General features: G+C 47.4%; 11 protein-coding genes. 3 read left to right on the top strand and 8 right to left on the bottom strand.

Features of this window, described 5'->3' with window-relative positions:
* Positions 1–20 precede the first annotated feature (20 nt).
* Together ACMXYU_RS16770 and ACMXYU_RS16765 are read right to left on the bottom strand one after the other, a co-directional pair.
* The gene (locus tag ACMXYU_RS16770) at positions 21–2,177 is read right to left on the bottom strand and encodes a TonB-dependent receptor plug domain-containing protein (RefSeq protein WP_415899555.1); all 2,157 of its coding nucleotides are present in this window, start codon (positions 2,175–2,177) and stop codon (positions 21–23) included.
* A 19-nt stretch (positions 2,178–2,196) separates the two neighbouring features.
* A complete protein-coding gene (locus ACMXYU_RS16765) occupies positions 2,197–2,790 on the bottom strand; it encodes a chorismate--pyruvate lyase family protein (protein ID WP_415899554.1) in 594 nt (197 codons plus the stop codon).
* Positions 2,791–2,842: 52 nt separating this feature from the next.
* Here ACMXYU_RS16765 and ACMXYU_RS16760 point away from each other — a divergent pair, with 52 nt between their 5' ends.
* On the top strand, positions 2,843–3,430 hold the full coding sequence (locus ACMXYU_RS16760; RefSeq protein WP_415899553.1) for a DUF1415 domain-containing protein: 588 nt from the start codon (positions 2,843–2,845) through the stop codon (positions 3,428–3,430).
* On the opposite strand, the gene ACMXYU_RS16755 is transcribed toward ACMXYU_RS16760, so the two are convergent.
* Positions 3,427–4,308: a LysR substrate-binding domain-containing protein gene (locus ACMXYU_RS16755; protein ID WP_415901138.1), complete on the bottom strand. Its 882-nt coding sequence runs from the start codon at positions 4,306–4,308 to the stop codon at positions 3,427–3,429. The two genes, ACMXYU_RS16760 and ACMXYU_RS16755, sit on opposite strands and share 4 nt — an antisense overlap.
* 131 nt (positions 4,309–4,439) lie before the next feature.
* Between ACMXYU_RS16755 and ACMXYU_RS16750 the strand changes: the two genes are divergently transcribed.
* Together ACMXYU_RS16750 and ACMXYU_RS16745 are read left to right on the top strand one after the other, a co-directional pair.
* Positions 4,440–4,982 (top strand): pyridoxamine 5'-phosphate oxidase family protein, encoded by a 543-nt coding sequence (locus ACMXYU_RS16750; protein ID WP_415899552.1) that lies wholly within the window; start codon positions 4,440–4,442, stop codon positions 4,980–4,982.
* A 17-nt stretch (positions 4,983–4,999) separates the two neighbouring features.
* Positions 5,000–5,596, top strand: coding sequence for a glutathione S-transferase family protein (locus tag ACMXYU_RS16745; protein ID WP_415899551.1), 597 nt, complete (start codon positions 5,000–5,002; stop codon positions 5,594–5,596).
* An 18-nt stretch (positions 5,597–5,614) separates the two neighbouring features.
* Here ACMXYU_RS16745 and ACMXYU_RS16740 read toward each other — a convergent pair whose 3' ends face one another.
* From ACMXYU_RS16740 to ACMXYU_RS16720, 5 genes are all read right to left on the bottom strand, one after another.
* Positions 5,615–7,120 carry a diguanylate cyclase gene (locus tag ACMXYU_RS16740; protein WP_415899550.1) on the bottom strand — a complete coding sequence of 502 codons (1,506 nt, stop codon included), beginning with the start codon at positions 7,118–7,120 and terminating at the stop codon, positions 5,615–5,617.
* A 132-nt stretch (positions 7,121–7,252) separates the two neighbouring features.
* On the bottom strand, positions 7,253–7,984 hold the full coding sequence (gene phoU, locus ACMXYU_RS16735) for a phosphate signaling complex protein PhoU (protein ID WP_415899549.1): 732 nt from the start codon (positions 7,982–7,984) through the stop codon (positions 7,253–7,255).
* 19 nt (positions 7,985–8,003) lie between these two features.
* Positions 8,004–8,837 carry a phosphate ABC transporter ATP-binding protein PstB gene (gene pstB, locus ACMXYU_RS16730; RefSeq protein WP_415886296.1) on the bottom strand — a complete coding sequence of 278 codons (834 nt, stop codon included), beginning with the start codon at positions 8,835–8,837 and terminating at the stop codon, positions 8,004–8,006.
* 23 nt (positions 8,838–8,860) lie between these two features.
* The gene (gene pstA / locus ACMXYU_RS16725; protein WP_415886295.1) at positions 8,861–10,549 is read right to left on the bottom strand and encodes a phosphate ABC transporter permease PstA; all 1,689 of its coding nucleotides are present in this window, start codon (positions 10,547–10,549) and stop codon (positions 8,861–8,863) included.
* A gap of 27 nt (positions 10,550–10,576) precedes the next feature.
* Positions 10,577–12,850: an ABC transporter permease subunit gene (locus ACMXYU_RS16720; RefSeq protein WP_415899548.1), complete on the bottom strand. Its 2,274-nt coding sequence runs from the start codon at positions 12,848–12,850 to the stop codon at positions 10,577–10,579.
* Positions 12,851–12,858: the final 8 nt, after the last annotated feature.

Here is a 12,858-nt window from a genome sequence, read left to right as displayed (position 1 = left end):
TTAGCCAGCGTAATACTTACCTAGAACTGATAGGTAAGTTCTCCCAAGATGCTGCGACCCTCAATAGGGTAATCGTTAGGGATGATTGCAGACGCAGGTGTGGTGGCATCCTTATCCAGTACGTTTTTGATGATCAGGGCTGTGCTGAGCCCAGCTAGTTTGTGCTCTTTAGAGAGTTTCAGGTTTGCCCATGAATAACCGCTGTGTTTTTTCCGCGTGTCATTGGGAGCTCTGTTACTCGAGCCAATCCAATGGTTATTCAGGTGTAGCTTCCAATGATTGGGGAGACGGTAATCTACGGCTAGATAGCCGGTGTGGTTTGGAATATCGGCAACATTGCCACCCGTAATCGAGTTTTTGGTGCTTAGGTAGTTGTATTGGGTTTTCAGTGTTAACGCATGACTGATATCCCAGGTTCCCTCGATCTCTACGCCGTAACCTTTCTGTTCCATTGAGTTCTGGAATTGATATACAGCACCGTTAAGTTGGTTGGTAATCAAATCATCGGCTTGGTAGTAAAAGAGTGTGTTTTGTAGATGCAGCGTTGCTTTGGGTTTGATGTCAGCAACCAGTTCCAGTGTTTCTATTTTTTCGGGTTTAAGCGATGGCGAGCCTAGTCCACCGGGGTTGTTCTTTAAATAGAGTTCGCTGAATGATGGCGCTCGGAAGGCCCTGCCGTAGAGCAATTTTCCAGTAAATTTTTGATTCGGCTCCCAAACCAAGCCCATTCTTGGATTAAATACTCGGCCAAAATCGGAGTAATGATCTAAACGCCCACCGATGGTGAGGGTCCATTTTTCATTTAGCGTCCACTGGTCTTGAATCGCTAAAAACACATTATGACGTTCACTATCCTCTGAATATACATAAGGCTGATCGCTCACGTCGGTTAAGTTGCCATCAACAACCGTTTCGGTGCCGTCTAAGACACCTGGGCCAAAGTTTTTTCTTTCTTCACTGCGGAAATTACTAAACTGCCCCCCGACCTGAAAGCGCCAAATATGGTCGGGTGAACCAACATAGTTTAAAACGAGATCAGCGTAGGATTTATGCATTTTGGCGGAAGGAATGCCTATGACTCCATCCGTAAAACGGACTAAGTTGCCTCCCGGAGTATATGGGTTTCCATCGCTGCCTATCGGAATAATACTGTTGGCTGGAAACAGGGTTAAGGTGCTTTCACCTTCTTGATAGTGGTAGGAATAGTTGTTCTCAACGGAATATTGAGGGTTGATAATGCCTCGGTATTGCAGATGCGACATGAAGGAGTATGTGTCTTCATAACCCGAGCTGTCTAGGGCACGAGCACCGCCTTGGCCGTTACCTGCCTTATGGTTATGCCAAAACCAGTTATTCCAGCTCCAGTCACCCCTATCGATATTTAACATCGCATTGGTGACTGAGTAATTTCTATTAAGCTGGCCGGGCGCTAATGATGCGTTTGAACTGAACCATATGTCATTAAGCGATTGGAAGTCCTGAGTAATAATTCTGGAATCATCACCGTCGCTCTGTTGATGTTCGAGTGAAAAGAAATAGCCTTTGCCAAATCCATCAAAGTCGCTGTGCTGTACCGTGAAATCACGGCTGCCAAAGCTACCTACTCTGGCTTGAAACATAGGTTCGGCCAAATTTTGCGAGCGTTTAGGCATGATATTGATTACGCCTGAGTAAGCATTTGCACCATATAACGCAGAGCTAGCGCCTTTGATCACTTCAATGCGTTCAATTGCGTTGAGGGGTAATCGAAATGTTGTAGGGAGGCCGCCACTGAATGGGTTTTTAAACTCTATTCCATTAAAGAGAACTAACACTTGAGTGGAAAAGCCATTTTGAATCCCGCGAATACTGTAGACCGGGTCCAATCTGCTTAGATCTGAACGCTGGACATGTAATCCTGCAACCGTTTCCAATACCTCATCGAGATGCGTTGCACCCATAGCTTCTATTTCTGCAGCGGTGATGACGCTAACCGTACCGGGTGATTTTCGGATCGCTTCTAGATGGCCTGAAGCGATCGTAGAGAAGTAGTCACCTTCATGGGGGTAGCTTCTTTCATCAAAGTCACGTTCATCGAAGGGTGAATTCGGGTCGGCAGCGATGCTCTTTGCGCTAAAGATTAAGAATAAAACGAGTAAATATAAAGGCTGTTTTATCAGTAAACTAAGTAAACGCATCTGGCTATTTCCCGCATTATCACTTGCCTAATAGCTCAGGCAAAAATGCTTCAGAAACCAGTAAGGGTTTATTGGACAGGAAAAACACCGAACGGCGTGCCCAGATCTCGGTTTTATCTTGCAGTTGCAGACGACTGATCTCGATAGGATCGCGGCGCATGGTTGGATCGGTAAATAGCAGACTCCCCAAAGAGCGGTTACCTAACATGCGTAGTTGCCGTTCGCGGCCGGTTAGGGTTTGTGCTGGGATAATCGAACGGGCAAATACCCAAGGTACATCGTTACCGATCAACTGAACTTCGCGAACTAGAGCGCATTGGCGCTGATCTATGCCTAAGGCATTGGCCTCGGAGCGGGTTGGACGCATCCAACCTTGGCTTACTACCTCAACACGGAAATTCCCCTGACTGCGTTTGACCAGGCGCTGGGTTAGGGAGCCGCTATCGAGCAACCAGCTTTGCCATTCGCGAGGCACAGCAGTCTTGAGTGGTCGACGTAGTTTCAACCAACGGGTATCAAAACTTTGTGTGGTAAGAGCAGACTTGATAGGCACTGGGGTACTTAGCTTCCTAATGATGAGTGGCGCTATATTAGCAGAAAGGGTGGTCTGCATCATAGGCACCAAAAGGGAGCATTGACGGGGCAGCTGGGGTAAAATAGCGGCTATGACGACTGATAAATTCTCTTTTCCAGCAGCACAGGCAGAACAGTTAACTCAACAATGGGTTGAAGCGATTGTGGTTGGCCTAAATCTATGTCCCTTTGCGGCACCTGAAGTTCGCAATCAGAGCATCCGTTACGCGGTATCTCATGCCAGTGTGATGACCGATGCAGCGCAGGATTTCCTAGCTGAGCTTGCGAAAATTCAGGACTCGCCTGAAGAAGAGTTATCCACAACCTTAGTCGCGTTTACCGAGACAGCGGTGGATTTTGAGTCGTTTCTGGATCTGTTAGATCTTTGCCAAACTATGCTTGAACGTGCAGGCCTAGCCGGTGTATTCCAACTGGCGAGCTTCCACCCTGATTACTGTTTCTCTGGGGTTGAAGCGGATGACATTACCAACTGGACCAACCGTGCGCCGTTTCCAACCATTCACATTATCCGTGAAGGACAGATGAGCCGAGTGTTGGTGCACTATAAGAACCCAGATGAGATTCCAGAGCGCAATATGGCATTGATGGAAACTATGGGGCGTACAGGCTTAGTCGAGCGCTTCCCACCCCTAGCTCAATACTGGCCTGCAGAGTCTTAATCGTTCTCTAAGCGTTGCTGCAATCGTGGTCGCGCCCACTCAATAAAGGCGCGGCTTCTGGATGAGAGGCGGCGCGAGTGTGGATAGACCAGATTGACCGGAATCGATGGACTTTCAAACTGTTCGAGAACCGGGGTCAATTGCCCTGTTCTGATATGCGGATTCACCTGATAACTTAAAAACTGACCGAAACCGCGACCCTCTCGACACGCATCCACGGCTGTTTCTACATGGTTAGTTTTAAAGCTGCCCTGCACATTGATTCTGTATTGCTGGTTACCCTCAGTAAACCCCCAAGTGGCGTGAGATCTAAGCGCGGTGAGGTGAATACAGTCGAGCTGCTCTAATTCATCTGGGTGATTCGGCACTCCGTGTTCTGCAATATGGGCTGGGCTTGCACAGACTTTATATTTTACCTCGCCGACCTGTTTCGCGATCAAGGTAGAGTCGGGAAGGGGGCCGATACGCAGGGCGATATCCATCCCTTCCTCGATCAAATCGACCACACGATCCAACAGCAGTAGTTCCACCTCCATTTCTGGGTAGGTATCTAAAAACTCATTAATCACAGGGCTTAGATGCAGGCGGCCAAAGGTTTGTGGCGCAGTGATCCGAATCACCCCTTTAGGGATCGTTTGCTGCTGGCTGAGGGCATTTTCTGCATCTTCTACCTCCAGCAATATCTGTCGGCAGCGCTGACAGTAGTCATCGCCTTCCTCGGTTAGGCTGAGACTACGGGTGGTGCGATAGAGCAACTGAGCACCGAGCTCTTTCTCTAGTGCCGCCAGCGTTCGGACCACCGAGGATTGTGACATGGATAACTTTTCTGCTGCTGCACTTAGACTGCCGCAGTCGACGATTTTGACAAAAACCGCCATTGCTTTGAGTTTATTCATTTCTGCAGATTAATGCATAAAGTGCATTATTGAAATCTAGTTTGCTCTATTTATTGCGTTATCTGTTTTTCACATAATGAATGACATGATCAATGTTTAAGCAAGGTGTTCTCATGGCCCATCGTTTTAGCGACATAACCTTTACCGAGTCTGTATTGGCGATGCAGCAGCGTTTCGGCAGTTATGAGAAGTCTGCTGTGGTACGCCAACGAATGCCTGATTTTGATCGTTTCACCGAGCGTGAAGCCGATTTTATCCAAGCGCGGGACAGTTTTTATATGGCGTCAGTGGGCGAAGATAGCTGGCCTTATATTCAACACCGCGGTGGTGAGGTTGGCTTTCTAAAGGTGTTGGATGAAGAAACCTTAGCTTTTGGAAATCTTAGCGGGAATGGTCAGTATCAGAGCCTAGGCCATTTCTCCAAGAACGATAAAGTAGCGCTATTTTTAATGGATTATCCCCATCGTCGGCGCTTAAAAATCTTAGGCCGGGTCAAGCTACTCTCGGTTGAAGAACATTTAAAACTCTATGCAGATCAGATGGAAAGTTCGGCCAAAGCGGAATCGTTTATTCATATTAAACTGGAAGCGTTTGACTGGAATTGTTCCAAGCATATTACCCCTAGGTTCACAGAAACTGAGTGGGCGCGGGATTAAATTTAAGGAGCATAAGAATGAAACTGTATGATTTGGAACCTTCAGGTAACTGTTACAAAGCAAGATTGTTTGCATCGCTAACCAATATCCCGCTAGAACTTGTTCCCGTGGATTTCTTGGCGGGCATGCATAAGCAGTCACCGGTAATCGATCTGAATCCGTGGGGTGAGGTACCGGTGCTGGAGGATGGTGACACGGTACTACGCGATTCCCATGCAATCTTGGTGTATCTAGCGCAGAAGTACGCAACACCAGAGTGGTATGGCAACTCTCCAGAGGAGCAAGCTGAGATTCAGCAGTGGTTATCGACTTCGGCAAATGAAATACAAAATGGTCCGGGTGCAGCTCGACTCGTTGATAAATTTGGTTATGAACTGAATAAAGACGCGACGCTGGCGGTGGCTGACAGAATTCTAGGGCTTCTAGAATCCCATCTTTCTAATAACGACTGGCTAGCACTAGATCGTCCGACGATTGCTGATTGTGCAGTGATGCCTTATGTAGGCTTGGCATGGGAAGGTGGCATTAAGTTGGAAGATTATCCACAGATTGGTCAGTGGATCGATCGCATTAAAGCGCTGCCAGGTTTTATTTCGATGTCTGGCCTAGAGTAATTCTAGCTTAGAGTATTTCTAACCTAGAGTGACTCTGTTACGGCCATTCTCTTTGGATTGATAGAGGGCTTGGTCGGCTAGCTCGATCAGTTCATGCGGCGAGCCTCCTTTAGACGGATCAATCGAGGCTACGCCGGCACTTACAGTTGCGGTATTGCCGCTGCTAGAAAACTTATGTTCAATCTTCAGCTCGGCAACTGCAGATCGGATTCTATCAGCAATTAGTTGTGCACCATCAATATCTGTTTCTGGCAGAATCACGGCAAACTCTTCACCGCCATAGCGACAGACCATATCTTGCGCCCGTTGAATAGAGGCTTTTATAGTTTGCGCGATGGTACGTAAGCAGCCATCGCCCGCTAAATGTCCATAGCCATCGTTGAACAGTTTGAAATGGTCGATGTCGATCATGATAAGAGAAAGGTTGCGCTTAGAGCGCTGTGCACGTCGCCATTCCGTTTCAATATTGCGTTCAAACTCACGGCGGTTATTCACCTGAGTTAGACCATCAACACGAGCCGAGCGTGCCAGTTGATCCTGAGACTGTTTTAGCTGCATCAGAATCTTAATGCGCGACTGAATAACGGCAGGTGCGCGGTTGAGCGCGAGGAAATCTGCAGCTCCTGCTTGATAAGCATCCAGCTCTAGCTGATCCTCGACCTGTTGGCTAAGGAACGCAATCGGCAGCGGAAACTCATCTTTGTTTTTGTTCACCTCTTCACACAGAGCAAACATATCAGACCACTGATTCTCCGTGCCGAGTAGTAGCAGATCTGGTGCATCTTCCTGCAGTAAGTTTTTTAGCTCTGTCAGGTTAGCCGGTAGTAAGATGTTGTAATCGTTACGCAAGATAGCGATTACCGGCCAAACGATCTCGATACTGTGGTCACAGTATATGGCGATAGTTTGTTGCTCTGTCCGTGGGCAGCTCTCTCGTAGCTGCTCTTGGGATTCGATCTCTTTACCTTTAAAGAAGGCTTTAAGATCTTCAGGGCTAGGCAACCCTAGCGAGATACGACCATCATCAGCACAGATCACCGGAATGCGCAGGTTAAAATCACCTTGCTCCCACGCGGTTTGCCATTCGATCAGTTTGTTTTCTTGTGGCTCTTCGATATCCAGCTCGGTCGGTAAGCCAGCTTCAATCAAGCAGTCGTAGATAACCGAAACATCCGCTATATCTTTACCTTCGACCCAAAGAGCACGGTAGAGTAGGCGACGAAGATGGATCGACTTTTCAACATCATGCTCAGCCGCTTCGATTACACAAAGGCTGGCAAAGTGACTATCGCTTCGTGCTTTAGGCAGCGCGACTTCGATATTAGGGACACGGCTTCGAACAACGAATACTTCACTGGCGAGTTCGGCCTGACTTTCAGCTGTTTTATTAAAAATCGCGATATCAGGCGCGTGCTCAACTAAGCGCCAATCTACTTGCTGCAAAAGACCAAACTGATGCAACTGCTCATGCAAGGCATAGCAGAAGGGGCAGTTGAGGTCGGCGTATACAGTGTATTGCAGCATGGGAGCCCTAGTTGATAGATGAGTCATATAAGTATCGACCAATATTCGAATAACTTTGGCGATAAATACAAAAAAAGCAGCCTAATTAGGCTGCTTTTTATAGTGATAAAGCTTACTAAACAGGAGCTTAGATTAATCTTCGTCGCCTGGTTTAACGGCTTTTTTAATCTGCTTAAGGCTACCGTGACGAACATCAGTACCGCTCACGAGGTAGATCAGGTGAGCAGCCATTGCACGTGCATGTTCAGAGATACGCTCAAGGCTACGTAGAACCCAGATTACGTTCATCACACTAGAGATAGAACGTGGATCTTCCATCATGAACGTTGCTAGAGAACGCATCGCAGAGCGGTATTCCTGGTCTACAGATTTGTCCATTTTCGCTACGCGGTAAGCAAGTTCAGTATCGTTACGAGCAAACGCAGTTAATACGTCTTTTACCATTTCGCGTACAAGGTTACCGATGTGACGAACTTCCTGATAACCACGTGGAGATTCGCCTTCGTCTACCAATTCAATCGCGTGACGGCAGATGCGTGCTGCTTCATCGCCCATGCCTTCAAGGTCAGATACCGCTTTAGATACAGCGATGATCAAACGAAGGTCACTTGCCGCTGGCTGACGACGTGCGATGATCTTTGTGCATTGCTCATCGATCATCACTTCCATATCGTTAGTCTGCTTATCGACCTTGCGAGACTGTTCCGCCAGGTCTGCATCGCTGTTGAGTAGCGCATCGATACAGTCGTGTACCTGACGCTCAACAATGCCGCCCATAGTTAGCAGTTGGGTACGGATTTGCTCTAGCTCTTCGTTAAACTGAGCCGAAATATGCGTGGAATAGTTTTCTGTATTTAGTTCCATGATCTAATTCCTTCCCCAATTAACCGTAACGGCCAGTAATGTAGTCTTCAGTTTGTTTCTTAGCCGGGTTAGTGAACAACGTATCTGTTACACCAAACTCGATAAGATCACCCATATACATAAAGGCAGTGTAATCAGATACACGCGCAGCCTGTTGCATGTTGTGGGTTACGATCACGATCGTGAAGTCTTTCTTCAGTTCGTGGATCAGTTCTTCAATCTTCAATGTAGAGATTGGATCAAGTGCAGATGCTGGTTCGTCCAACAGCAGAACTTCTGGTTTTACCGCAATCGTACGTGCGATAACCAAACGCTGCTGCTGACCACCGGACATGCCTAGAGCACTCTCGTGTAGACGGTCTTTAACTTCGTCCCAAAGCGCAGCAGATTTTAGTGCCCACTCAACTGTTTCATCGATAACGCGCTTTTTAGTTACACCCTGAATACGCAGGCCGTAAGCAACGTTTTCGTAGATAGATTTCGGGAATGGGTTTGGCTTCTGGAATACCATACCCACGCGACGACGTAGTTCTGCGATATCAACGCTGCGGTCGTAGATGTTGTTATCATCCAGCAGGATCTCACCTGTGATGCTGCAATCATCTACTAGATCGTTCATACGGTTGAAGCAGCGTAGAAGTGTTGATTTACCACAACCAGAAGGACCGATAAACGCAGTAACGCGGTTCTTAGGGATGTGCATATCGATACCGTGAAGCGCTTCGTTATCGCCGTAGCTCAATTTAAGGTCTTTAACCTCAAGAGCCATTGTTTCTTCTTCAAGGTTCAAAATACGGTTATCTCGTTGCATTGTAGAGATATCAATTGCGTGTGTTTTAGCTTCGCTAGTCATTGTAGCAACCTTTAAAAATTCTATTACATTTCAAGCGCTTTGTATTTTTCACGTAGGTGGTTACGAATCGCGATTGCAGACAAGTTAAGTGCCGCGATTACTGCCACCAACAAAAACGCTGTTGCGTATACCAGCGGACGTGCCGCTTCAACGTTCGGGCTTTGGAAACCAACATCGTAGATGTGGAAGCCCAAGTGCATAAATTTCTGATCCAAGTGTAGGAACGGGTAGTTCATATCCAATGGCAGACTTGGTGCTAGCTTAACTACACCTACCAGCATCAGCGGTGCTACTTCACCTGCTGCTCGGGCAATCGCTAGGATTACACCGGTCATAATCGCTGGGCTAGCCATTGGGATTACAATTTTCATTAGGGTTTCGAACTTCGTCGCACCTAGTGCCAAAGAACCTTCACGAACCGCACGGGGGATACGTGTTAGGCCTTCTTCTGTCGCTACAATCACAACTGGAACTGTTAGCAGTGCAAGTGTGATAGAAGCCCACATTAGACCTGGCGTACCAAAGGTTGGTGCTGGTTTCGCTTCTGGGAAGAACGCGTCATCTATGTGACCACCCAAGAAGTAAACGAAGAAACCTAGACCGAATACACCGTATACGATCGACGGTACACCCGCCAAGTTGTTTACAGCGATACGGATAACGCGCGTTACAAAACCTTGTTTCGCGTATTCACGTAGGTAAACCGCAGCAACAACACCGAATGGCGTTACGATCACAGACATGATGATAACCATCAGTACTGTACCGAAGATTGCTGGGAAGATACCGCCTTCAGTGTTCGCTTCACGTGGATCTGTACTTACGAATTCCCAGATCTTAGAGAAGTAGTGAAGGATCTTGCCGCCTAGGCCCATATCGTTTGGTAGGAAAGCACGCACAACGTGTGCAACTTTGAACTCTACGATTTTGCCGTTTGCGATCTCAGCAACCACAGTGTCACGGTTAAATTTCTCGTAAAGAGCGAGTAAATCTCCTTGTAGACCTTCGTACTCTGCATCTAGTGCAGCACGCTTCTCTTCAATCTCTTTGTACTGAGCTGGGTCAGTTACATTTTTCAGCTGTAGAGAACGCTCTTGCAGACGCAGACGCTCCAACTTGTAGTTGATCGAGCCAATACGGTCTTTCTCGATATCTTCGATATCACTGTGGATATCTAGTGCTCGTTCGATACGACTTTCAAGTACTGCCCAAAGAGCTAGGTACTCGTCAGTTTTTTCGTAGCCTTCGTAGCTAGAAACCAGTTTACCATCTTCTTTGATGCCACGTAGGTAACCGTAGAAGTTACCCCATTCACGACGCTCAGCAGTGAATAGCATTTCTGGTTTAGAAGGATCTTTAATGAAGTCTTCCAGAACCCAGATGAAGTCAGTACCACCGTGGTCACGGTTACCTACTTTCATCAGGTTGCGCTTCATGCTCTCAACACCTTCCGGTACCGCTACGCCACTATCGCGTAGTTGAGCTGCAGGCACATCTTCAGTTTGGACTTTTTCACCGATCAGGGTAACGCTGTTTCCCTTATCAACATAAGTCGCTTGGATAACATCTGCAGGCCAGAAGTGACCCAAACCGCGAATTGCGATAAGAGTCAGTAGACCTACAACCATGATCAAACAGATCGCTACGGCACCGGCATTAAGCCATACCCAAGGTGCGCCGGATTTTGACCATTCAGTAAAAGACTGTCGCATTACTATATTTCCTCAATCAGGCACAAATTACAGAGAGCCGTACTTCTTACGTAAACGCTGACGTACAACTTCCGCCACGGTGTTTACGAAGAAAGTGAACAAGAACAGTACGAACGCTGCTAGGAATAGAATACGGAAGTGGGTACTACCAACTTCAGATTCCGGCATCTCTACTGCAATGTTTGCAGCCAGAGTTCGCATACCCTCAAAGATATTCACGTCCATGATTGGCGTGTTACCAGTTGCCATCAGTACGATCATAGTTTCACCTACAGCACGGCCCATACCGATCATCACTGCAGAGAAAATACCTGGACTCGCTGTTGGCATTACTACGCGTACCAGTGTTTGCCATGGTGTAGCCCCCAGTGCTAAGGAACCGTAAGACAGGTGTTTTGGTACGGCGAAGATCGCATCTTCAGTGATAGAGAAGATCGTTGGGATAACCGCAAAGCCCATCGCGATACCTACTACTAGCGCGTTACGCTGGTCGTAAGGAATGCCTAGCTCTTGAGTTACCCAGTAACGCATCTCAGTACCGAACAACGCTTGCTCTAATCCTGGAGCGACCCAGAAGCTGAACATTGTTGCGATGATTACAACAGGGATCAGTAGCGCTGCGTCCCAGCCATCTGGCACTAAGTAGCGTAGTGTTTTAGGTGCACATGCCCATGCATAAGCGAACGCGATAATAGCCGCAGGTACGACCAGTAGGGTTACAAATATCCCCGCTAGGTTTACCTCCATAAATGGCGCTAACCACAGACCTGCTAGGAAGCCCAAAATTACCGTCGGTAGAGCTTCCATCAATTCGATGAAAGGTTTTACCTTACGGCGCATTGACGGCACCATGAAGTAAGCTGTGTAGATCGCACCACAGATCGCCAGCGGCGTACCTAGAAGCATTGCGTAGAACGCTGCTTTTAACGTACCGAATGCTAGTGGCATCAAGCTGTATTTAGGCTCGAAGTCGTTGGTAGAAGCGGAAGACTGCCATGTGTACTCTGGCTCTTGGTAACCTTCGTACCAAACTTTCTCCCACAGTGCGCTCCAAGAGATCTCTGGGTGTTCGTTGTGAACCGCCCAAAGCGCTAACTTACCATCCTGTTCAACCAACAATGCGTTAGAACGAGGTGATAGAGCGATCATATCTACATTGCCTTGAGCAACGGCAGCAGTAAGTGAATTACGTGATGCTGTTGTGCTGTAGAAATCGATAACGCCTTGGTCCGAAACCGTTACAAAACCTTTGCGGCGGTGCTCAATAGAGATGCTGCTGATAGGTGAAGTGCCGTTTTCGAAGCTGCGAATCTGGCGCATTAGCCATTCGCCTTTTTCGTTACGAACCAAGAACCACTGTGAAGTCACACCTTTATCATCAGAGATAAGTAGGGAGTTACCACCGATCAGTAGCTCAAAAGAGGTGATCTTGTTTTTGGTCGTCTCGATTAGCTGAGTAACTTTAGGGCCACCGTCTGCTTGCATATCAACGATGCCCAACTTGCCGCCTTCACCAGAGATCATCATCCAACGACGATCTGGCATCAGCAGTAGTTTCTCCGCTGGGATATTCATATTAGGAAGCGTAATGCGGTTAGTGTCCGCTTCTACTTCCTCAGTAATCAGGTTCTCGGTAAGGGAAACTTCAGTCGCAGCGATGTTTGCTGCCTGACCACCGATAAGTGTCCATTCTTCCTCTTCACCATTGATTGCAAGTAGCTCAAGTGGTGAATCGCTTACCTGAATCAGTTCAGAACCCAGTGGGTATTCCACTTCTGGCGTGATAACACGTACGCCATCAGGGTAAGTAGAACGGTATTTGTGTTTGAAGACCTGCGCCTGACCGTTGCTGTAACCCAAAGCGAAAATACCGCTATATTCAGAAGCTAGAGCAAAGCTGCTTACAGTTGCACCTTCTGGAATATTGGCAGTTTCTGTTTTGATTACGTCACCGTTGCGGCTGTTAAAGAACACCAGCTGACCTAGGTCGGTAACACGCAGAGCGATCTCTGTTTGTTCTTCCATTGTCAGATAAAGTGTCTTGCCGTCACCGGGAACAGTGTAAGGGGCAATTTCCTGTCCATTTTTCTGCCAAGGTTCAATGCTGGCAGATTCGAACAGCGGTGCTACTTCATAAAGTAGATAAAAGAAGATCAGAAGGATTGCAACAATAACGCTGATACCACCAAATGCGATACCACCTGAAGCAAGTTTATCCTTCAACGCACGTATGTTTCTGTGTCGCTTGGCCGACGCGGTATTAAAATCCAGGTCGGACGTTGCAGTGTTTTCTGTACTCATGGCACATA

The organism is Neptuniibacter sp. QD48_11 (assembly GCF_047778095.1).
Taxonomy (GTDB): Bacteria; Pseudomonadota; Gammaproteobacteria; order Pseudomonadales; family Balneatricaceae; genus Neptuniibacter.
The sequence above is the reverse complement of the archived record's forward strand: the minus strand, read 5'-3'. Positions and strand labels throughout refer to the sequence as shown.